Annotated in this window: 13 protein-coding genes; 10 read left to right on the plus strand and 3 right to left on the minus strand. The window is 48.0% G+C overall.

Features of this window, described 5'->3' with window-relative positions:
* The first annotated feature begins 2 nt into the window (after nt 1-2).
* From WBG78_RS07545 to WBG78_RS07555, 3 genes are all read left to right on the plus strand, one after another.
* Nucleotides 3-3539: a SusC/RagA family TonB-linked outer membrane protein gene (locus WBG78_RS07545; protein WP_337325788.1), complete on the plus strand. Its 3537-nt coding sequence runs from the start codon at nt 3-5 to the stop codon at nt 3537-3539.
* A 213-nt stretch (nt 3540-3752) separates the two neighbouring features.
* On the plus strand, nt 3753-5198 hold the full coding sequence (locus WBG78_RS07550) for a RagB/SusD family nutrient uptake outer membrane protein (RefSeq protein ID WP_337325789.1): 1446 nt from the start codon (nt 3753-3755) through the stop codon (nt 5196-5198).
* A gap of 423 nt (nt 5199-5621) precedes the next feature.
* Nucleotides 5622-6269 carry a hypothetical protein gene (locus WBG78_RS07555; RefSeq protein WP_337325790.1) on the plus strand — a complete coding sequence of 216 codons (648 nt, stop codon included), beginning with the start codon at nt 5622-5624 and terminating at the stop codon, nt 6267-6269.
* Between the two features lie 83 nt (nt 6270-6352).
* Here the strand turns inward: WBG78_RS07555 and WBG78_RS07560 are convergent, their stop codons facing one another.
* The 3 genes from WBG78_RS07560 to WBG78_RS07570 all read right to left on the minus strand — a co-directional run bounded on the left by WBG78_RS07560 (nt 6353) and on the right by WBG78_RS07570 (nt 12988).
* Complete coding sequence (locus WBG78_RS07560) at nt 6353-8236, minus strand: malate synthase (protein ID WP_337325791.1); 1884 nt, start codon at nt 8234-8236, stop codon at nt 6353-6355.
* Between the two features lie 184 nt (nt 8237-8420).
* Entirely contained in the window at nt 8421-10103 is a 1683-nt protein-coding gene (locus tag WBG78_RS07565) for an L-lactate permease (protein WP_337325792.1), read from the minus strand.
* A complete protein-coding gene (locus tag WBG78_RS07570; protein ID WP_337325793.1) occupies nt 10100-12988 on the minus strand; it encodes an FAD-binding and (Fe-S)-binding domain-containing protein in 2889 nt (962 codons plus the stop codon). Before WBG78_RS07570 ends, WBG78_RS07565 begins: the two co-directional genes overlap by 4 nt.
* 327 nt (nt 12989-13315) lie before the next feature.
* Between WBG78_RS07570 and WBG78_RS07575 the strand changes: the two genes are divergently transcribed.
* From WBG78_RS07575 to kaiB, 7 genes are all read left to right on the plus strand, one after another.
* Nucleotides 13316-14332 carry an acyl-CoA thioester hydrolase/BAAT C-terminal domain-containing protein gene (locus tag WBG78_RS07575; protein ID WP_337325794.1) on the plus strand — a complete coding sequence of 339 codons (1017 nt, stop codon included), beginning with the start codon at nt 13316-13318 and terminating at the stop codon, nt 14330-14332.
* Nucleotides 14333-14787: 455 nt separating this feature from the next.
* Nucleotides 14788-15495 (plus strand): carboxypeptidase-like regulatory domain-containing protein, encoded by a 708-nt coding sequence (locus WBG78_RS07580; protein ID WP_337325795.1) that lies wholly within the window; start codon nt 14788-14790, stop codon nt 15493-15495.
* Nucleotides 15495-16517: a transglutaminase domain-containing protein gene (locus tag WBG78_RS07585; protein ID WP_337325796.1), complete on the plus strand. Its 1023-nt coding sequence runs from the start codon at nt 15495-15497 to the stop codon at nt 16515-16517. The genes WBG78_RS07580 and WBG78_RS07585 overlap by 1 nt, the downstream gene beginning before the upstream one ends.
* A gap of 448 nt (nt 16518-16965) precedes the next feature.
* Nucleotides 16966-17781 carry a hypothetical protein gene (locus WBG78_RS07590; RefSeq protein WP_337325797.1) on the plus strand — a complete coding sequence of 272 codons (816 nt, stop codon included), beginning with the start codon at nt 16966-16968 and terminating at the stop codon, nt 17779-17781.
* Between the two features lie 1055 nt (nt 17782-18836).
* A complete protein-coding gene (locus WBG78_RS07595; protein WP_337325798.1) occupies nt 18837-20498 on the plus strand; it encodes a sensor histidine kinase in 1662 nt (553 codons plus the stop codon).
* 442 nt (nt 20499-20940) lie between these two features.
* Nucleotides 20941-22695: a circadian clock protein KaiC gene (kaiC, locus tag WBG78_RS07600; protein ID WP_337325799.1), complete on the plus strand. Its 1755-nt coding sequence runs from the start codon at nt 20941-20943 to the stop codon at nt 22693-22695.
* Entirely contained in the window at nt 22676-22966 is a 291-nt protein-coding gene (kaiB, locus tag WBG78_RS07605; RefSeq protein ID WP_337325800.1) for a circadian clock protein KaiB, read from the plus strand. The genes kaiC and kaiB overlap by 20 nt, the downstream gene beginning before the upstream one ends.
* Nucleotides 22967-22972 lie beyond the last annotated feature (6 nt).

Raw genomic sequence — 22972 nt, forward strand, 5'->3', positions numbered from 1 at the left:
GTATGAAAAAGTTTTTACAAAAAGGTACGCGATGGCTGTTCGTGATAACGCTGCTGGCGGCCTTCTGGCCACACCGGAGTAACGGTCAGTTCGCCAGTGCCAGATCCGCACCCGCCCATACGTCCGCGACAGAAGCGGTGGGTACCGCCCTCAAGGAAGTTCTCACTTCCCTGGAGAAATCCTATCACGTTAGCTTCAATTACGACGATGACGCTCTGTACGGGGTTTATGTGAAGGACAAATTCACCTGGAGCAAAACGGAGAAACTGGAAAAGGTTTTGGCGCGGCTGCTGACCAACTTCCAGATGACGTTTCAGAAGATAGACTCGTTCAACTATCTCATCCTTGCCAAAGGCAGGTCGGGCAATTCCGAAAGCGCCTCACTAGGTCTGCCGCCTGCGATGGTGGGTGGTATGAGTAACGGTTATGATACCCGCACTTCGGGATTGCCCGTTGCCATGCGTTCATCCGCAGATGTTATCGTATCGGGGACAGTCACTGCCGACGATGGTGTGGCACTCCCGGGCGTAAACGTGCTTCTGAAAGGCACAACGACTGGCACAACTACCGACAGCAATGGAAAGTATACATTAAGTCTTCCTGAGGGACAACATATCCTTGTGTTCTCGTTTATCGGATACAATACCGTGGAGGTTGCCCTGGAGAATAAGACGACGGTGAACGTGGTGATGAACGCGGACATTATGACGCTGAACGAAGTTGTCGTCGTTGGTTATGGCGTGCAGGAACACAAGGACGTAACTGGTGCAGTAGGATCCATAAAAGGGGAGAAGCTCGTGGAGTCTGCCGTACCGAGTGTAGACCAGGCGTTGCAGGGACGGATGTCGGGAGTATACGTTACTTCTAATTCGGGCGAGCCGGGAGGAGGATTATCTATGCGTGTTCGCGGTATCGGCGGACTTGGCGTAAGCGAACCGTTATATGTTATCGATGGAGTGATCATCACCTATAACGCGTCGTCGAGCTATGGCTACCGGGAGTCTGCAAACAACCCGCTGGCTACACTCAATATGTCTGACATTGAATCCATCAGCGTGCTGAAGGATGCTTCAGCATCGGCTATCTATGGTGCACGCGCCGGCAATGGTGTCGTAATTATTACCACCAAACGCGGAAAGACCGGAGCGCCAAGGCTGACCTTCGATACCTACTACGGCGTACAACATGTCGCGAAGAAGCTCGATGTTATGGATGCATCTGAATATGCCTCCTACAGCAACGATGCCCGCGCCGCTGCAGGACTGGCACAGAACCCTAAGTTCTCGGATCCTGCCTCACTGGGCAAAGGTACCGACTGGCAGGATGCCATCTTTCGCACTGCACCGATGCAGAACTATCAGCTCTCGTTGTCTGGCGGAAGCGAAAACAACCAGTATTACATTTCTGCCGGTTACATGAAGCAGGACGGTATTATCATCGGTTCAACCTTCGATCGCTATTCACTTAAACTGAACCTCGACAATAAGGTCACGAAATGGCTTAAACTGAAAAACAGTCTTGCGCTCAGTCGGTCGTACAACCAATCCCTTACGAATAACAACGGCGATCGTTACGCGGGTATTGTCGCGCAGGCGCTGCGCCGGTCTCCAACACTCGGCATATACAATGATGATGGTAGCTGGGCAGGACCTGATGCGTCGGATACCCCATTCGTTGGTCTCATTAATAACCCGGTTATGCTGGCGACGCTGAACTACGAGCCCAATGAACGCATCCGCGCTCTTGAGAACCTCAGTGCAGAAGTATCGCTTCACAAGACGCTTACCTTTCAGACAAGTCTCGGCGTTGATTATATCCTGACCAACTTCGACAGGTTCCGGTCTACTTACGTGGAAGGCGCTCTCAGCAACGCCAAGGCTGAGGCGACTTCAACAAAGAGCACGCTTGCAAACCTGCTCGCAGAGAACACGCTTACTTATAAGAATACTTTTGGCCATCATATGGTCGAAGTGTTGGCGGGATATACGGCGCAACTCTCTTCGAGCGAGTATGTGTCGGCAACGTCCTTTTTTCACCTTACCAATGAATTGAAAACTGTTGATGCGGGTCAGCCTGATCCGAACCGTCTTGCCGGCGGTGGAACAAGTCAGACGAGCTATACTTCATTCCTCGGTCGCGTGAACTACTCTTTCAAAGACAAGTACCTGCTTACGGCTAACGTAAGACGTGATGGGTCGTCTGTATTCACGTCTGAAAACAAGTATGCCGTCTTTCCTTCCTTCTCAGCCGGCTGGCGCATATCGGAAGAAAACTTTCTTAAGGCCAGCAATGTAATCGACGACCTGAAGCTGCGCGCAAGCTGGGGCCAGGTGGGAATCGATGGTAGTTTGGGTATAGGTTCTGAGTATGCCACCATAGCGTCGGGGTACAAGTACAACTTTGGTCATAAGGTGGTGAATGGCATGATGGGCAACCGCGTTCCGAACTCAAGCCTGAAGTGGGAGACGGTAACACAAACAGATATAGGCATCGATCTTGGCTTGTTTAACAATCGATTGAATGTGACAGCGGATTACTTCGTGAAGCGTTACGAGAACATGATCACGCAGAAGCTCATTCCGATCTATGCAGGTATGGTGAGTGATGCGTATTACGAAAATAGCACAAGTCAGCCGGTCAATAGCGCAACCGTTGAAAACAAAGGCTTCGAGTTCGCTCTGGGATACCAGAACAGAACCGACAACGGATTTGCCTACAGCATTGGCGCGAACATGACGACCTTCCGTAATCGCGTCATAAAACTGGATGAAGATATTGTCGGAGGCGGTGTAGGCAATACGGACCCTGGCAACCTCACACGAACAAGGGAGGGTCACTCGATCGGCGAGTTCTATGGTTACGTAACCGACGGCATCTTCCATAACCAGGCAGAAGTGGATGCAGCCAATGCACTCACGCCCGAAGCCAATGTGTTCTATCAGAGCGGAGGCACTGCACCTGGCGACATCAGATACAAGGACCTCGACGGCAACAATATCATCACTGATGCCGACCGCACATTTCTGGGTAGTCCGCTGCCCGACTTTTCATATGGCTTCAGCGGCAACTTCGAGTATAAGGGCTTCAATCTTGATGTGTTGTTCCAGGGCGTTCATGGGAACATGATCATGAACGTGAACCGCTACATTCTTGAGTCCAGTACAGACGGAGAGAATAAAGCAGCAGCTATGGTAAATCGCTGGACAGAATCAAATCCGGATAACAATTACCCTCGCGCAATTGCCACCGATCCCAACAACAACGACCGCGCATCAGACAGATATCTTGAAGATGGTGCATATCTCCGTCTAAAGAACATACAGCTGGGTTACACGCTACCCCGGCCGTTGAGTCAGCGGTTAAAGCTTTCAAACGTAAAGGTTTACATCGCGGCTCAGAATCTCTGGACGATCACCGGCTATTCTGGTTACAATCCCGACATCGGTACAGCGACACAAAACAACACAAGCTATGGTATCGACAATACGATTTATCCGAACAGCATTACGTTCCTGGGAGGGCTGAACATTGGTTTGTAATCCAGCGCAATAAATGTTTGTAACCGAAACGCCATACATATTCGCAGTCAATTGCAATACCATACTTGTAATCAATCGCGATCACATGCTTGTGACGAAACTCAATAACATGCTTGTAATAGAAACGATATAACATGATGAAGCCGCCTGTACAATCGTCAGAGACGAAGATGTGCAGGAGATTTCTGCTGCTTAAATTATAATACACATCACATGAAAAGAATATTTCTGATCGCATCGGTCTTCCTCTTCGTCACCATCAGGTGCAGCGATGAGTTCCTGGTTCGTCCGCCACAGAACCAGATCACGACCGAAAGTTTCTGGAAGACCGACCAGGACGCTATCCTTGCAGTCAACTCAATATACGACGCCTTGCAAACGGACATGGGATACCGCCTCGGTGGCCTCATGTTTGGCGACATCGCAGGCGATGACATGACCTGCTTCGACGGCGAGTGGTTCGTGCCCCACGATAATTTTACTGTCAATGCATCCAACACTCAGGTGAAGCGCGCCTGGCGTGCGTGGTGGGCAGGCGTTGCGCGTGCCAACGCCGTACTCGATCATGTGCCTTCCATCAACATGGATGAAACGCTTAAACAACGCCTGCTGAACGAAGCAAAATTTCTTCGCGGTGTATCGTACTTTAACATCGTTACGATTTGGGGAGATGCGCCACTGATGATACACGAAGTCGACAACGCCGACATCTTTACCGTTACACGTCAACCTCAGTCGGAGATCTGGGCGCAGATCGAACAGGATTTTCACGATGCAGAGGCCTTGCCGGTTTCAATTCCGGGCGAAGAAGGACGTGCAACTAAAGGTGCAGCAAAGGCTTTCCTCAGTCGTACGTATCTGTACCAGTCGAAATTTCAGCAGGCTGCAGACAAGGCAAAAGAGGTGATCGACCTTGGCGTTTACAAGTTGCATGATGACTACATCAGGAACTATCAAACGCAGTACGAGAATGGTGTGGAGTCAGTGTTTGAAGTGCAGTTCGTCGCGGGCACCGGTGGCTGGGGCAACAACGAGGGTAACTGGGTTCCGTCATACAGCGGACCGTCAGGTAGCTCATACGTTGCGTCTGGCGCCTGGGGTATCGTTGTGCCGGCCGCCAACTCAAAAAATATTTACGAAGCAAATGACAAGAGGAGGGCTGTAAACCTGTTCGAAGCAGGATCGGTCTACAACAAGATTGCCTACGACCCGAAATGGAGTCAGACGGGACTGAGTCTTGCTAAATACATTGTCGGTGATCCGCCAGTATCTACTGAAGGCCCCGTCGATGCCGAGCGCAACATGCCAATTATCCGTTACGCCGAAGTATTGCTGATCTACGCTGAAGCGCTGAACGAGTTGAATCATACAGCAACCGCAGAACCGTTCCTCAACCAGGTACGCCATCGCGCCGGCCTTGACGATATTTCAGGACTCACCCAACAATCATTTCGTGACGCAATCATGCAGGAACGCAGAGTTGAATTCTTTGGTGAGGGCCATCGCTTCTTCGACCTTCGGCGCTGGGGTAAGGTCAAAGAATATGTTCACGACCTCGCAGGCAAGGAGAATTATATCGAGCCAAAGAATCTTTACTTCCCTATTCCCCAGGATGAACGCGACCTGAATCCGGGGCTGGAACAAAATACAGGCTATTAGTTTGGGTTCCGACAGATGAGTGCCGCGACTGGAGATCTTGTCCTCCGTCGCGCACTCTTATTTGGATTGTTCAGAGGCCAGCTCGTCCTGTGAATTTAAAGTGTGGGAAAGCAAAGCCGCAGTCTCCCGTTCCTGCGGCGCTCCGCGCTGCCTCGGAATTAACGCGGCTATTAATGCCAAGCCATCAAAATAAAACCATAGCAAAACGTAAGGCCCTTTCAAATCAACGCACCTCCCAAAAACTCTAAAACTCCCATTCCTCCCGACCCTGCATTGTATTCGGCCCCCACACACTGTGCTAGCATATTGCATACCCTTTGAAGGCGATGTCCTCACCAATAGAGGGTATATTTCAAGGAATTCTCCTTAAACAAAGTCCAACCACTACATTCCGCCTCCATATTTGCGCAACGTATGCGCCACATGCACTCCACGGATGCTCAGCCAGAACTGCGTTTCATCAAGGACCGCATTAGGAGTTACGTCCGCGTTTCAGGCGAAAAAGTATACACACTATCGGAGATCCCTTTCGTCGCTAAGGCGTTCTTTACACTCATTGTTGTTTTATTGCCGGTCATCAGTTCGTTCTGCCAGGCTACAACGGTAGAGCAATCCACAAACGTGCACGCCGGCCTGATTAACACTAAGTTTCGATTGTTGGATCAACCTTTCTATTGTAGGCTGTTCGATGTACTCACGCCCCGCGATGTCGTAAGCGATGAAATGAACAGCAATGGATTGATCATCGCCTTCTGGTCGTCCGATAACCAGGAAAGCATTGACGAGTACAAGAAGCTTCTGGACATGCTGTCTGACCTGGAAAAAAGTCACATCCTGCTCATCGGCGTATCGTTCGATGAATGCAGAGAAACCTGGCAGCAGACAATCGAAAAGGAAAGTCTGCACAACAGATGGAACTGCCTGTACGATCAGCAAATGCTTAAAACACAGCACAAGGATTCAGCTTTGTTGCTGCATTATCGTCAGACGTCCCTGCCGTTCAGCATCTCGGTGCGAAACGGTATCATCGTTGGAGCTTCGCGTGCTGTTCGATTCGAAGTAATGAGGTGAGCCTCTCCGAAATCAGGCCATCCCATCCGAAAGCTCAACGTCGCAGCCTTTCTCGTAAACCTTATAAACAGCTCACAGCACGTTCAACTGCTAAAATCCAGGTTCTCCGTTACTCTCGTCCCATCCTTCTTAAACCGATCCATAAACATGCTGATTCTTCTCGATGCTATTGTGACGTCGTTGACATTGAGACAAATATTCAGCAAGTCAATAAACCACGGTGCCTTCACGGGATCAAGCACATAAGTTTGAGCAATCTCCCTGGAGATAGGTAATGTCGTCGTCTTCGATCCATCATGCACGTCTTTGCTCTTTGCATCGAGAAGCTTCTTATATTCTTCCCGGAGTAATTTCCTGAACAGCACTGCATCGAAGAGATCGCCGGACCTAACTCCACTCTCCACATCGTCGTCAGTGAGCCTGGCACCTTTGTGCACCCACTCCCAAAGAATGCTCAACCGGATTTCACCCGTGGCCATGTCTTCCATCAGGTATAAGATATCGTCGTTGCCAAAAAAGTCTGCAGGCTTTAATGCGGCAGCCTGCATGCCCTGAAGAAAAGCGTTGCCATATTGCAGGGCAACGCTTAACAGATTGCGCGCACCACGAATGGTAATTGGTGCCGGCTCCAGCAATAGCAACCCATCAGCGTCTTGAGTTGAATATGTTAGTGGAGGAAACTTTCTTCCCAGCTGGTTCGGCTCACCAGCCTTTTCCCAAACAGGTCTTACAATGTTGACCATCTTCCAGTGCGCTACCCATTTGCCGCTTGCTCCGTCGCGTTGTTCGCGTTCAGCGCCGGCCACAGCTTTTGCCATGCTCGCAGAAACACCCTCCTTTGATCCAACAGGTATATTCGGTTCCATGCCGCCTTGCCACAGCGCATAGTTGCCATTGATGTCAGGCGTATTCACGGCGCGCCTCACGCGATCCTCATAGTTGCGCATGTAACCATAGGTCATCAAAATACTTTCGATATTAGGATTGATGAACGTCTTGTCCCACGACAACGCATCGGCTACACTATTAATATAGTCCCATCGCCCTGTATTGAATCCAACGAAGTGTTTTCCGAGGGCAGCACGAATTTCAATCAGCTGAAATGTCTCTTCAAGTTGCTCTACAAGCACATAAACTTTGATAGTACCGCGCTCCAGTCCCAGATGATTTTCAAGTGCGCTTAGCATGTCATTCCAAAGTGCGGCTTCTCCCGCGGTCTGGATCTTAGGCAGATACAGAACAACGGATGAACCCGCCTGTTGAAGTGCCCGATAGTTGTTTACCACATACAACGTCATATCGACGATAGACGCGGCCATGGCCACACCGTGTTGATCGCGAATATGACGATCGTCGAGGTGCAGTCCGCGTGCACGAAATATTTTCGTCGTAAAGTTGAGTTGCTCTTTCCAGTCGGATATGATCTCGCGGCCCAGGAACTCCTTGGCCCAGGCGTTCATCTCACCCGCCACCTTTTCGGCCGCTTTCATAAACCCAGGATCTTTATGAATGGCGAGTTTGAGATTGCGCTGATTGTCGAGCGACATAGAATCTATTTGTCCGAGTGCGTCCTCTCCATCGAACATCCATCCGTCGGCGCCCGAGAGCAACGCATAGGCTACGTTACGGATAGAACTATCCAGTGCAGCGTTGGGCTTTGCAGCCGGGCCGGTTCCCTGTATCCACTGTCGTTGCAGGTCTTTCGGAATTTCCGAGCCCTCGAACTTGCCCTCCCTTGCATCTTTTACCTTGATATTGGTACGCGGGATTATAGTTTCCGGGTCTGGAAAAGTGATACGCTGCTTTTGTTGTTGCCGCTCTGCTCTTCGCTTGTATCGCGCCGCCATCGCCGACTTGATTTCGTCATTGAAATGAACGAGTGCCGTCAGTGCAGCCAGGGCCTCAGTTGTATAGATGTCTTTGTAGGTTTCTTTCAGGTTGTCGCGAATGGCAATAAGTGAACTCATAGTTAAATTTAGTCCTGGTTTACCTGTCCAACTTTCAGACGGAAGCTACACTTACGGTCAGACAGAAGTTACTTTTACATTTTACATTCAGAGTTTAACATTTCGCGGTTCCGTATCCACAGCATCTACCCATCACTAAACGCACATCGCCGCAGCCCGTACACCACCTGCAACGCGCGTATCCTTATCGTAGCCCCGCACATAACAACGTAAGCAAAGCATTCTTCATATCTATTGATGCCACTCTCTCATACTCCGGAATAATCCACGTCACCACATACGCCTGCGCGCACGTGATAAGGCATATCGCAATCAACATCACAAAGCTGTGCTTCAGCGTGAACCTGAACAGGTCCGATTCCTTTCCCACGAGTCCCACTGCCGCCGCACCTATCGCGATCGACTGAGGTGAAATCATCTTCCCCGTCACACCACCCGATGCGTTCGCGCTTACGGTGACTACAGGATCAACGCCAAGAGTTTCAGCTGACGTAGCCTGAAGCTTACAGAACAGTGCGTTCGACGAAGTATCGGATCCCGTCAGAAATACACCAAGCCATCCAAGGATAGGGGAGAAGAAGGGAAACAAAACTCCCGTGCCCGCAAGCGCTACTGCCATCGTGATGGACATGCCCGAGTTGTTGGCGACAAAAGCAAAGCCCACCACCGACACAATTGTGATGATAGGAAACTTCAACTGCTTAAGCGTCGACCAGTAAGTTCTAACGCCTTCGCTATACGACATTCCCACGAGGGGTATGGAGATGAGCGTGGCAATCAGCAAAGCGGTGCCTGGTGCTGAAAGATAATTGAACTCAAACGGTTTGATCACAAGCGGACTTCCATCTGACTTGATGATTGAGTTGTTGAGTCCCGGGATGTCGAACTTGAGAATGCCGATCGCATTCAACGCATCTTTCACGGGCTGAAATCCCCAGGCAATGATGAATGCGGTCATGATAATGAATGGCGACCAGGCACGAAGTATCTGCGCGTTTGAATACACTACTCCCGTGTCGATGGTTTGAGCCGGCTCCTCAGTGAAGCGCCAGATGGATTTTGGCTTCCAGTATTTTAGCAACACCATCATGCAAAGTATGGAGGCAAGTCCCGCCAGAACGTCTGGTAGCATTGGACCCATATAGTTGGATGAAAGCCATTGGAAGAATGCAAAGGATACGCCTGAGACAATAATGGCCGGCAGCACCTCCATGGACTTCTTAAAGCCGGCCATGAGCACCACAAGGTAACAAGGCACCATGAGCGACAATATAGGAAGTGTGCGGCCAACCATCTGTGAGATGGCCATCTCCGGAATATCCGAAATCCGGGAGGCTATGATGATGGGCGTTCCGACAGATCCGAATGCAACGGGCGCGGTATTCGCAATGAGGCAGATGCCCGCGGCGTAAAGCGGATTGAACCCCAGCCCCACAAGCATGGCCGCCGATATAGCCACAGGAGCACCAAACCCCGCAGCCCCTTCAAGAAAGGCACCGAATGAAAAGGCAATGAGCAAGGCCTGTAATCTCCGGTCCGGAGTGATCGACGCCATAAACGTTTTGATAATCTCGAACTGGCCGCTCCTGACAGTGACGTTAAAAAGAAACACCGCGCCGATAATTACCCAGCATATTGGAAACAATCCATACAATGCGCCATGCAACGCGGATAACAACGCAAGTTTCAGGGGCATACCGTAAACGACGAAGGTCAGCAGGATGGCGAGTGACATGGTGAGCAATCCTGCGATGTAGCCTTTCACCTTTCTGATCAGTAACCAGAAAATGAGGACCACAGGCAAGGCCGCGACCAATGCAGACAGCGCCAGGTTGTTCAGCGGATCTATACTTTGCGCCCAGTTCATGCCCGTGGTTTAGCGCTCACTACTTCCACCCAGTGCCTGGGCTTTACTCCTGTGAAGTGCGTGATCTGATGACGACAACTGAATCCATTGGCCACTAACGTGGTTCCGTCCTTCATGGACTTCACCGCAGGGAATAATACGTTCTCTCCAATCTTCTGAGACAACGCGTAGTGTTCTTTTTCGTATCCGAATGATCCTGCCATGCCACAGCATCCGGAAGGAATCTCGGCAACGGTCTGGCTACCCTTACTAAACGATGACTTCATGGACTGCGTGCCATACAGCGCCTTCTGATGACAATGTCCATGAATCAGAATGTCGCCAGCCACTGATACAAGGTTAATATTTATTCTTCCTGCGGCTATCTCACGCTCGATGAACTTGTCGATCATCATCACGTTTTCTTTGAGCTTTACGCCAAGCGGTTCGTCTTCGATAAGATCGGGAAGATCATCGTTCAACGCTGAGGCACAACTGGGTTCACATACAACAATGGTGAGACCCTGATCAATGTACTTCCGCAAACCAGCTACAGTCTTCGTGCCCTCTTCTTTGGCTTCCCTGAGGAAACCGTGTGAGATCTTTGGCCGCTGACAACAACCTACGTTCGCAAGTATAACTTCATAGCCACACTCGTTCAGTAATCGCATTGCGCTGATGCCAATATTCGGTTCGTGAAAATTCAGATATGTATCGGCGAACAGCACTACCTTCCGCTCTGCATTCCTGTATCTATTGTTTCCCTTCCTTTCAAACCATTTGTAAAACGGTTCTCCTGCATATTCGGGCAGCGTTCTGCGACGATCAAAGCCGGCAAGCTTCTCCATCGCATAGCGGAACAGTGAGGTTTTCTGGACAAGATTCACAACACCCGACAACGCTCCGGATAGGCGCGCGGCCGCTTCGGATGAATCACGGATCAGCCGGTCTCGCAAGGTTGTGCCGTGCTTGTCATAATAAATCTGCGATACGTCGGCTTTCATTTTCGCCATGTCCACGTTGCTGGGACATTCCGACTTACAGGCCTTACACGATAAGCAGAGATCCATTACCTGGTGCAATCGTTCGCTGGTTAAACCCTGTTTATCGAGTTGTCCAGAGAGTGCCATACGCAATGCATTGGCCCTTCCGCGCGTAGAATGTTCTTCATCACGCGTGGCCTTGAAACTCGGACACATCGTTCCTCCAAGCATCTTTCTGCATTCACCAACACTCGTACACATGTGAACGTGTTCTTTGAAGCTGTTCTCGGTCCGGTACTTGTAAGTTGTTTGGACTTCATCGTCGTGGTAAGCAGTGCCGTAGCGAAGATTGTGTTCGATCGTTTGGGCCTCAACGATCTTTCCCGGATTCATGATATTCTGAGGGTCGAACAACTTCTTTACATCTATGAAAGCCTGATACAACTGGTCTCCAAAGAAGCGTTTGTTGTATGCGCTTCTCACGAGGCCATCACCATGTTCGCCGCTCCACGATCCTCCGTATTTCATCACAAGTTCAAACGTCTCGTCGGTGATGTTCTTCAGGTTGGTGATATCCTGTTTCTGCCGCAGGTCGAGCAACGGCTGAACGTGTATCACGCCCACGCTCGCATGCGCATACATTGCCACTTCAGTGTTGTGCTTAGCGCAGATCTTCAGAACCTGGTCGATATACTCGGGCAATACTTTCGTCGGTATGGCCGAATCTTCTATGAAGCTCAGCGCCTTCTTATCACCCTTGATACCCAGCATTAACCCGAATCCTTTCTTGCGAAGTGCCCACACATCTTCGTACTCTTTGCCTCCGGGAAAGAGGGGATAGGCGTAGCCCATCCGTTGGCTTTGCAGTGTTTTGATCATCTCCTTCGGACGATCAATAACCGAGTTGTACGTATCGCCATAAAACTCGACAATCAATATGGCGGCCGGATCACCATCAATGAAATAGCAAAGGTGTTTGGTAGTGAGGTTCTCGGCACTCTGTTGCAACACCGTTCTGTCGAGGATCTCAATGGCTGAAGGCTTATAAGGAAGCATCGGCTCAACGGCCCTGATAGCTTCCAATAGTTCAGCAAAGTGTACGACAACCACCGATTTGAATTTCGGCAGCGGCTCAAGATTGATTTTTAAACTCAAGCTAACCGCCAGCGTCCCTTCACTGCCAGTGATCAGCTTGGACAGGTTCCAGCGATCGGTATAAACAAACTCATCAAGGTTATAACCACCGACGCGCCTCATCACTTTCGGGAAGCGTTGTTTGATCCCTTCACGGTTTTGTTCAATGATACCTTTTACTCCACTGTAGATTGTGCCCTCTCGGTTCTGTTGGTGAGCCTTTTGATTGAATTCCTGCTGTGAAAGTTCTTTGAGCTGAAGTTCTGTTCCATCCGCCAACAACACGTTGGCCTCAAGGATATGATCGACAGTCTTACCATACAGTATACTCTTCGTCCCAGACGAATTATTTCCTACCATCCCACCAACGTTGGCCCTGCTGGACGTAGCCGGATCCGGCGCGAAATGCAAACCATACTTTGCCATCTCCTCGTTCAGCTCATCGCGCACAATACCTGGCTGTACACTTACCCACCGTTCCTTTTCATTGAACTCTAGTATCTGGTTCATATATTTCGAGAAGTCGATGACGATCGCTTCACCAACAGTTTGCCCTGCTAGACTGGTACCGGCTCCGCGCGGTAGTATCTTCACCTTGTTCTTATGGGCAACCCAAACGGCCAGTCTCACGTCGTCTTCATCGTGAGGTATGACGACGACCAACGGCTTGATCTGATAAAAGCTTGCATCGGTGGAGTACATCCCGAGTGAGTAGTCGTCGGAGAGTACGTCGCCTTTAATGTTTTTCAACTCATGGGCTAGAGTAGGAGTACCGGTGACAGGTTGCATGAAAGAAAGGATAGATAATGAAATGTAACAAAAAAGAACTGTTGTGCCAAGGTCAGGTTCGGGCGAGGCAATAGGGTGTGCGGCTGGATTTTGCCACGGCGTACAGGCTTAACTGGCGTGCTCGCAAATAGATATTATCTTTCAAGACAAGTCGTGCGTATCTGAGGCAAAATAAGGCCGCACACCCTATCTGCCTCGCCCGAACCTGACCTTGGATTTAAAGTTGGGAAACCAGGTAGCCGCTTCGTTGCATTCGCGATTGCTGCTATAGGTTTTGCCACGTCGTAACGCAATAATCGTTTGCCCGGCTCGTATTTGCTTGTAGTTATGATCAACAAAACCCTCAAATGGTCCGCATTTGCTATTTCCGTTGTTGGACTGGTTGGCGTTGTCTTGGTACTTCAGGAGTTCTGGCCTGTTGATTCAACTGGTTTGTCGATTGAACACGTCCGACAGAAAGAGTTGGTTGCCGACTTCATCTATCCTTCCTCAAACAATGCTTTGCCTGTTATTGTATTCCTGGGTGGTTCAGGCGGCGGACTTAAATACGAAGAAGAACTAAAGGCCCTTGCGTTAAATGGCTATGCTGTCCTTTCCCTGGCATTTTTCAAAGAAGCCGGACTACCTGATAAGCTGGAGAACATTCCGCTCGAATACTTTGAGCACGCATTCGAATGGCTGAAGACAAAAAGGCAATTGGATACAAATAGACTTTTCTTAATGGGCGTTTCGAGAGGAGCCGAACTGGCTTTACTTCTTGGTAGTACATACCCACTGGTAAAGGGTGTGATTGCCTATGCGCCGGGTTGTTTTGTCCTGCCTAATGCAACGGAAATTGACGAAGATACTTTGGTGGCTTCATGGACATTGAATTCCAGGCCTGTTCCATTCGCACACATTCAAAGGTTTGAAGAGAATAGCGATGCAAGCATTGATTACATTAAGTATATAGATCCCTTACTGAAAGGCAGAAACGATGAAGAAGAGTACGTGATAAAGGTTGAGAGAATTAATGGACCGATCCTTCTCATTTCAGGAGCGCACGACCTGGTATGGCCATCAGCTGCGATGGCCAATCGAATAGAAGAGCGATTAAAGCAACGGGGATTCCAGCACGAAGTGAATAACATCATTTTTGAGAATGGAGGTCACGACTTGCTCATGTTCAAAAGATGTTATCCGGTTGTTTCCAGCATCGCTTTCCGAAAGTTCAGCCTGACTATCCGCGGCCGGAAGTATGAGTTCAATCTCGGAGGTACAGCTGCCGGCGTGATTCATTCTAAAGTGAAATCACGTGAGCTGACGCTTCAATTCATAGATAAATACAGAGGCGGACTCAATTGATATTGCCTGGCCACCAACGGCCATCGAATCCTATTCTATCTACCATTTCGGAATACAGTGCTGAAGCCTTAGCGCAGCCCCAAACGGAATGCAATGAACGGCATCGCGCGTTACCTGTAACGCCCAGCCTTCGCGAACGCAGTGAAGCGGCTACTTGGTTCCTAAAATCTGATGAGAGAAAGAATCCAGGTCTTGCAGCGGGCGGAGTTTAGATTGAGCGACCTTATTTTACCTCAGATACGCAAGTCCTGCTTTAACAGTTAATCTTTATCTATGAGCACGCCATTGAAGCATGTACGCCGTGGTAAAATCCAGTCGCTCAATCTAAACTCCGCCCGCTGCAAGACCTGGCCTCTTAATCCTTCACGACGATCACAGACGACGATGAAATTATTTTATTTCTCTTTATGGAATCGGCCTTTCACCAGCATCTATAGGTAAAAACATCTAAACCTATGAAAAACAGTATCCACCTATCAATTGAAAATCCCTGCAAAGAAAATTGGGAAGCATTCGCGCCACAGACAAATGGACGCTACTGCTCCAGCTGCGAGAAAACGATCATTGACTTTACAAAGCTCAGTGATCAGGCAGTCCTGGAATTCTTCGCCAGCAAGTCTGCAAAAACCTGTGGACGATTCCGTGCAGATCAGCTCAAGTCTTATTCGTTTAACAACCTTGTAACTGCTTCTCCCGGGCTTGCCTTGCTGAAGGCCGGATTCTTAAGTCTGATCTTCATGCTTACAATCAACCAGACTTATGCACAGACAGATGCTATCAGGGCGACGTCCGAAGTTAGGTCTGGCGTCGAAGCTTCAAAAGGCCGGAGGGTTAATAGTGAATCGAATACACACTTTGGCGGAATTGTAAAAGATGAAGACGGTAATGCGATGGTGGCAGTAAATGTCTTATTAAAAGGAACAAGCACGGGAACTACCACCGACGACGACGGTCGGTTTTCTTTTCCTGTGCAGCTGAAAGCCGGCGATGTATTGCTGTTTTCATTTGTCGGGTTTGAGACTGTTGAGTATACCGTTGCATCCAACGAGGACACAATCATCGAAATGAAGATGGAATATGAGATTACGTTGGGAGCTGTTGATGTGACGGGATGTTACCAGGAAAAGCAAACGCTGTGGTCTAAGATAAAGAACATCTTTTGATGCTGTATACCTTAAGCAGATATACTCTTAGTTTGATTATAGTACTTCTGTCATTTGTTTCGGCGAGTGGGCAGGTGAGTGATTTCGTCAACCTGGACCTTCATAGTGCCGACAGCGTTGCAAACTGTTATAAAGGTCATCCATTGGATAATTTTGTAACGCTGTCGCACAAATTAACCAGGCCGTTTTCAACTGATGTGGAAAAGTTCAGGGCGATCTATACATGGGTCTGCGAAAATATTGAAGGCGATCCGGTTTTGTTTGAACAGAATCAGCGTCAACGGAAGAAGCTTCACGCACGTCCCGAGGAATTGAAAGAGTGGTCGGTAGAGTTTTCACGCAAGGCGTTCAAAATTCTGATGAAGGACAAAAGGGCTGTTTGCACTGGATATGCTTACGTCATTCGTGAGCTTTCCCTGCATGCGGGTCTTTCGTGTAAGACTGTTGATGGTTATGGCCGGACAGTAGCCTCCAACATTGGAGGTTCAGGCGTGATAAATCACTCCTGGAACATGGTGCAACTAAATGGCAAATGGTACCTCTGCGATGCAACGTGGTCGAGCGGAGCAACTGATAGTCAATCGAAGCAGTTCATAAGAAGGTACGATCCTTCATACTTTCTTGCTCAGCCCGACTTGTTCATCAGGAATCACTATCCTCAGGACTCCACCCTGACGCTACTGAGTAATCCACCAACTTTGCACGAGTTCCTGAATGGTCCGATCATTTACGTGACTGCATTTCGATTCGACATGCGTCCAAAGTTCGGAGTGAGTATGGACACCACCGTTTCCAAAGGAGAAGATGTTACCTTTGAATTTGCGGGCTCCGGATTGCTCTCTTGTGAGAAAATGGCGCTGAAGGTTGATAACAGTAGTATTGCTTCCCGCACAACTACGTTCGCGTGTGGCAGCGAAACTCTTTACTCTACTGTAGTCCGTTTTACATCAAAGGGAATACATTATGTGCATTTTTTAGGCGACGCCGGACCTCTATACACGTATAGAGTAACCGTTAAATAACGACATCGTAAGATGATCCTCTCGTCGAAGGCGTGCCCCGAGGTTGATGACGATCTCTTCCGCGGACGTTAAGTCGACTAGGATTTGATACCGCGACATTAATACGACGAAAGCATTTGTCCATTCCACCTTAACACGTACCGTGCGTTACCCCTAGACGCCCAGCCTTCGCGAACGAAGTGAAGTGGCTACGTGGTTTTGGCCATTGTGATTGAAGAAAATTGTCAGGGTTTGCGGCAGGCAGGCTTGGTTTGAGCGACCTTATTTTACCTCAGATACGCAGGTCTAGCCTTAACAGATGAATCCAATATACGAGCACAAGAATGAAGCATGTATGCTGTGGTAAAATCCAGTCGCTCAAACCAAGCCTGCCTGCTGCAAACCCTGACCTCTTAATCATTTCTACAGAATCTTTAAATTTGTTATATTCAATAACAACCGTTGTGTTATGAAGCATTATGTTATCTCTCTGATCATCCTTCTGCTCGTCAATTGCAAGCCCTCCGATCGTTTTGACTACGATATCATCGTTTCGGAGATACCCACCAATATCTATGCGATGAACTCCGAATATGATGACTACAATTCCGACCTTGGATATCCGTCTGAGGGCCCCGACTTTTACTTCTCGTCCAACAGGAATAGCGCCGGTAAAGATTACGATATCGTATCCGGTGCCCTTGCGTTTTCATATCATCGAACCGATAGAGTTCTTAACCTGGCTGTCCCCAGACCGGCAGATGTCGGCGAGGCGGCTGGTAGTCCGGTGCTTGAGGTGATCAATTCTCCCAATGATGAATTTGGCCCATATTCGTATGTCTTAGACCAGGACTTGCTTTTCTTTTATGCTACCAATCCGGGTGATACGTTCGATATAAAATTTGTGCAGCTGGCAAACTGGCGTAATGTGAATCAGACGGTTTCTGAGCCGTACTCTTTAACCAGGATTAATAGTGTTGGTGATAATTTGTATCCGTCAATTGATACAGAACATAACAGGATTTATTTCTGCAGCAACAGGGGAGATACCAGTTTTAATATTTACACTGCCCGGTATAGTGCAAAGATCACGATGGATGCGCTGGTGAATGATCGTATTCTGGATATCAAAAAGGAAGCTGGGTTGTCAAGTTTCTATGACGAGAAGTGCCCCTTTGTGAAGGACAATTTCATGGTGTTTACATCGAACAGAGATGGTGATTATGATCTTTGGTATTCAAAGTTTGAAAATGAAACATGGTCTCCTCCCTCAAAAATTCGGTGATGAGATTAACTCTGAGTATGGAGAATTCAGGCCCATTGTAGTTAAGACCCTTGGATTTTATGTTATGATATTTTCGTCCAACAGGCCGGGTGGGAGAGGTCGTTATGACCTGTACGTCGTGAAGATAGATAACTATGTAAAGTAAGCATGCAGGAGTGCAGCACAATGCAGCGTTCAATAGGCCTATCGACTATAGGAATAATTTTTATCTGCTTCACTGCATTCCACAAACTTATCTTGACGAAAGCCGGTTCGAAGATGGCGGTGACAAAATGCGTCGGCAGGTTGACCAGAGAAAATGGAGAATGGCCGAGAAGTACATTATTAAGTCATGGAAATTGGACGATGACAACGCCGAGACTCTGTATGCGATGGGGCAAATACGAAAATTAAGCCACCAGGACGATATAGCAATCTATTGTTTCAAAAGAATCATAAAGCTAGGCGTCAGCGCAATTTCAAAACAACAATATTCACGTGGCGTGATTTCGCGAGGATACTGATCAACGATGCAAGGTTTGAGCTATACAGATTGTACTTTTATTCGGATCACAACAAGGCGAAGAAATATTTGGATACGTATAAAGCGCAACTGAAGAAAGGGGTGGATACTATATATTATCCATTAAAAAGATTTCTGTTATGAATTAGGTGCTTGGATTGCCCATCCGATCGTTACCTCGTAACGAGCAGCCTTCGCGAACGCAGTGAAGTGGCTACGTGGTCATTAAGTTTGTTGATGAGAAGCATCCAGGGTTTGCAAGGGGTCGTGGACCAAGGTTTGAGCGACCTTATTTTGCCTCAGATACGAAAGCCCTGTTCTTAGAAGATAATCTTCATTTGCGAGCACACCATTGAAGCCTGTACGCCGTGGTAAAATCCAGTCGCTCAAACCTGGTCCACGACCCCTTGCAAACCCTGGGCCCTGATCAGAAGAGATCTAAATCAATTCCCGACCGATAAATGCATCAGTAAGAGACGTACCTTTATCACAAGTTGCGACCACTATGACGCTCACGAACCGGGCTCCATTCTCGCCGACAAAATACTTGCTTATGCAGGTCGGCTTTTTTATGCTGTTTCGGCTAGGCAGCTATGTGTCGTTGCTGACCATGCACAGCGAAAGTGTCTCGGATTATTATCTTCCTACTTGTATCGCCCTCGTGCTGACATATTGGACATCTCCAAAGCACGTATTGCCGGCAATGTATCTTAATGCAGTAACCACCTCTTATCTGTGGGGCACGCCTGCTGAACAATGGAAGCTTTGGTTCTTGTTTGGTGTTCCTGAGACAATTTTTCCGCTACTGTCGTGGCTGCTGTTCCGATATTTTCAAGGTAAGTATTGGGTGCCAGACATTCGCAACCTGGTCTTATTCATGGGTGTGGGAATTTTTATACCCGTGGTCATTGAAGTGATGATATTGCAAAGTTTCATGGTCATTACAGGCGCTCAGAAAGCTTCGACTTTCTGGCCCTACAGCGGCAGCAATATACTCGGTGAATTCACTACCAATTTTTTAATAACAATACCGGCGTTACACTACTTGACTCCATTGCTGCAGAAGCGCGGGTGGACACACGATGAATTTGTAATCCACGATACCATTCCCATTCAGCGCCATCAAATAGTGGAGATTGCCTTCGTCTTCCTCGTTATGCTCGTGATGTCATTCTTCCTTCAGTTCAGCCGCTTCTGGTATTTGTATGGACTATTTTCTTTGTATGTAGCGATACGTTTTGGTTTTGGTGCTGCGATACTGACAAACTTTTACGTGATCGTAATTGCTTACGTGATGCCCATATTGACGAGCGTCTCCGAGCAAAGCCCTTTGTTAACACGAGGTGAGACCTTCGATGTATTTGTCGGGGCTAACTTTCTTTTTGCCTTTGCAGTGGTAACTGGTCGTGTGATGTCGGACATGCGTTCAGTAGAACGGAAACTAATTATCCAAAATGAGCTGCTTGAGAAAACTAACGCTGATATGGCCAATGCGAATGCAAGACTTGAGGTTGCAAACCGCGAGCTCGATCGTTTTGCGTATAGCGTTTCGCACGATCTTAGCGCGCCGTTAAAAACGATACAGGGGATCGTTAATATCAGCAGATTTAACAGTGGCAATCAGCAGCAGTATTTTGAAAAGATAGGAACCAGCGCGCAGAAGTTACTGACATTTATTGCGGAAGTATTAGATTATTCGAGAAACAAGCGACAGGACATCGAGTTAGAACGGATTGACCTGAAAGCGATGTGTACCGGGATAATAGAAAACATTGCACAACTTCATGGTGAGCGAATGCCCGATATTATTTTCGATCTCCATGTGAATGTGATACAACAGGACAAGAACAGGATCAGAGTCATTTTGAGCAACATTATTTCTAATGCTGTACTGTTCCAGCGTCAAAGTCCTGAGGAGACGCCGGTGGTGAAGATTGCATCGTACCTCGACGGAAACCAGATGATTATCGAAATTGAAGACAACGGAGAGGGTATACGATCTGAAGTTAAGCCAAGGGTCTTCGAAATGTTTTACCGGGGAAACGAGCGATCCCAGGGCTCTGGCCTTGGACTTTACATCACCCAGGACGTTGTGACCAGAATGGGTGGCAGCATTTGTTTCCAGTCAACGTACGGCCAGGGATCGACGTTTACTATAACGCTGCCGGTCTCTAACAGCGCGTCTGAACAGTCAATGCAACCTCTTCAGCAGTAGGTACGCCGCATTTACGGCCTTAACTGCTGCGTACCATTGCTTGAATGAGGGGAGCTTCCAGAGTTCGCAAGGTCCGAAGATATGGTTTGAGCGAACTTAGCTTACCTCAAATACTTTCGCTTTGCTTTGACGGATGAAAATGTTTTTTGCGAGCAGGCCAGTAAAGCCTGTATGCCGTGGTTAAATCCAGTCGCTCAAGCATATCTTTGGACCTTTCGAACCCTGCGCAAATGCCCTCTACTTCAACGACACTGTGGTGTTTTTTCCACATTTTCTGAAAATATGCTATCACTCACTCCATAGTCCTCTTTGGCATAAATTTCATAGTCCTATTCGCTGAACGCATCACAAACATCTGGCTGATCGCATTCAATTCTGCACCCTTTCTCTCAGAAACGTTCAGAGTTATGCGGGCCATATTTATTGTTAATGTAAATGTCGTATGGCTAATAAGAGTAGGGCGTCTGTATCTCGAAGTCGCAAACTAAAAAAGTGTCAAACTGGTATCGTCGGTCTTGACGAAATCACTTTCGGGGGGCTCCCTAAAGGCAGGCCGACGTTGGTCTGTGGAGGGCCTGGTTCCGGCAAAACATTGTTGGGAATCGAGTTTATCGTTAATGGTGCTCGGAAATATGATGAGCCGGGCGTTATAATGACTTTCGAGGAGAAGGGAGCGGAGCTTGAAGTTAACGTTGCTTCGCTTGGATTTGATCTTGAAAGACTTCAGGCCGATAAGAAAGTCAAGATAGATTATGTTCATGTGGATAAGGCTGAAATCGAAGAGACTGGTGAGTATGATCTTTCGGGTTTATTCGTGCGACTTGAACACGCGATCTCGAGTGTAAAGGCTAAGCGTGTAGTTCTTGATACGATTGAGAATCTTTTTGGCGGCCTTTCAAATGAAGGGATACTTCGGTCTGAAATCAGGAGACTTTTTCAATGGTTGAAGGACAAGGGAGTTACGACTATTATTACGGGTGAACGGGGCACGGAGACGCTTACGCGTCAGGGGTTGGAAGAATACGTCTCGGACTGCGTCATTTTGCTTGAGCATCGCGTAAAGAATCAGGTGTCGACAAGGCTCCTTAGGGTGATTAAGTATCGTGGTACTGTTCACGGCACTAACGAATATCCGTTCCTTATTGACAAGGAAGGTATCTCCGTCTTGCCGATAACTTCACTAGAACTCAATTATGAAGTTTCATCGGATAAAATATCTTCCGGAATTCCGACCCTTGACGAGATGCTTGGCGAAGGAGATGGATTTTTCAGAGGATCTAGCATTCTGGTGTCGGGAACTGCCGGAACAGGAAAGACGAGTGTTGCTGCTTCATTTGCCAATGCAGCCTGCCTGAGGAAAGAACGGGTACTGTTCTTTGCATTTGAGGAGTCACCACAGCAAATTATCAGGAACATGTCTTCAATAGGCATGAACCTTCAACAACATATTGATCGGAAGTTGCTGCGTTTTCATTCTTCACGTCCAACTATACACGGACTCGAGATGCATTTAGTTGACATCTACAATAAAATAACCGCCTTCAAACCACAAGTGATCATTATTGATCCGATAACTAATCTTGTAACCATAGGGTCTGTAAGTGAGGTGAAATCTATGCTGATTCGACTAATAGATCACCTTCAGAGGAATCAGATATCGGTGCTGTTTACTGCATTAAATTATAGCAATAGCAACAGCGAGCAAACTGATGAGGGAGTCTCGTCCCTTGTTGACGCGTGGATCTCGGTTCGTGATTTGGAATCGAATGGCGAGAGGAACAGAGGACTTTATATTATGAAATCCCGGGGCATGAAACACTCGAATCAGGTACGTGAATTTATTATTACGGACCAGGGTCTTGAGCTTGTCGACGTATATCTCGGTCCGAATGGTGTACTCATTGGTTCAGCGCGGGAAGAACAGCAGCTTCAGGAAGCGGCCGGGCAGGAGATCAAGACTTTTGCAGGCACGCGACGCGAACGGGAGATTCAGCGGAAGAAGACGGTTCTTGAAGCGAAGATTGCAAGTTTGAATGACGAATTTGAATCTGTGAAAGATGAGCTCAATCGTACATTTCAGGAGGAGGAGCTGAGGAGGAAAGTATTGGAACAGAATCGAGACCAATTAACAAAGAATCGATATTTGAATGACAACGCACCAAAATCAAAGAAGCGTAATGGCAAAGGGAACCAATAAATATGAGCTTCGTTTGTATATCGCTGGGAACACACCTAAATCTGCCCTTGCTTTAAAAAATCTGAAGAGGTATTGTGAGGAACACCTGAAAGGTATATATGAGATAGAGGTCATTGATCTCTTAGTCAATCCTCAGCTGGCGGAAGGTGATCAGATCCTTGCTATTCCCACGCTGGTGAAGAAAGTGCCGGAGCCGGTAAGAAAAATTATCGGTGATCTTTCAAATGAGGAAAAGGTGCTGGTGGGTCTCGATCTGCGGGCAGCAAAATAAATAGCT

Origin of the sequence: Chryseolinea sp. T2, from assembly GCF_037203685.1 — a bacterium.
Lineage (GTDB): Bacteria > Bacteroidota > Bacteroidia > Cytophagales > Cyclobacteriaceae > Chryseolinea.

What these genes read in the sequence shown, in the direction of transcription:
- WBG78_RS07545 (WP_337325788.1), top strand. Translation starts at nt 3, where the DNA reads ATGAAAAAGTTTTTACAAAAAGGTACGCGATGGCTGTTCGTGATAACG.
- WBG78_RS07550 (WP_337325789.1), top strand. Translation starts at nt 3,753, where the DNA reads ATGAAAAGAATATTTCTGATCGCATCGGTCTTCCTCTTCGTCACCATC.
- WBG78_RS07555 (WP_337325790.1), top strand. Translation starts at nt 5,622, where the DNA reads ATGCACTCCACGGATGCTCAGCCAGAACTGCGTTTCATCAAGGACCGC.
- WBG78_RS07560 (WP_337325791.1), bottom strand. Translation starts at nt 8,236, where the DNA reads ATGAGTTCACTTATTGCCATTCGCGACAACCTGAAAGAAACCTACAAA.
- WBG78_RS07565 (WP_337325792.1), bottom strand. Translation starts at nt 10,103, where the DNA reads ATGAACTGGGCGCAAAGTATAGATCCGCTGAACAACCTGGCGCTGTCT.
- WBG78_RS07570 (WP_337325793.1), bottom strand. Translation starts at nt 12,988, where the DNA reads ATGCAACCTGTCACCGGTACTCCTACTCTAGCCCATGAGTTGAAAAAC.
- WBG78_RS07575 (WP_337325794.1), top strand. Translation starts at nt 13,316, where the DNA reads ATGATCAACAAAACCCTCAAATGGTCCGCATTTGCTATTTCCGTTGTT.
- WBG78_RS07580 (WP_337325795.1), top strand. Translation starts at nt 14,788, where the DNA reads ATGAAAAACAGTATCCACCTATCAATTGAAAATCCCTGCAAAGAAAAT.
- WBG78_RS07585 (WP_337325796.1), top strand. Translation starts at nt 15,495, where the DNA reads ATGCTGTATACCTTAAGCAGATATACTCTTAGTTTGATTATAGTACTT.
- WBG78_RS07590 (WP_337325797.1), top strand. Translation starts at nt 16,966, where the DNA reads ATGAAGCATTATGTTATCTCTCTGATCATCCTTCTGCTCGTCAATTGC.
- WBG78_RS07595 (WP_337325798.1), top strand. Translation starts at nt 18,837, where the DNA reads ATGCAGGTCGGCTTTTTTATGCTGTTTCGGCTAGGCAGCTATGTGTCG.
- kaiC (WP_337325799.1), top strand. Translation starts at nt 20,941, where the DNA reads ATGGCTAATAAGAGTAGGGCGTCTGTATCTCGAAGTCGCAAACTAAAA.
- kaiB (WP_337325800.1), top strand. Translation starts at nt 22,676, where the DNA reads ATGGCAAAGGGAACCAATAAATATGAGCTTCGTTTGTATATCGCTGGG.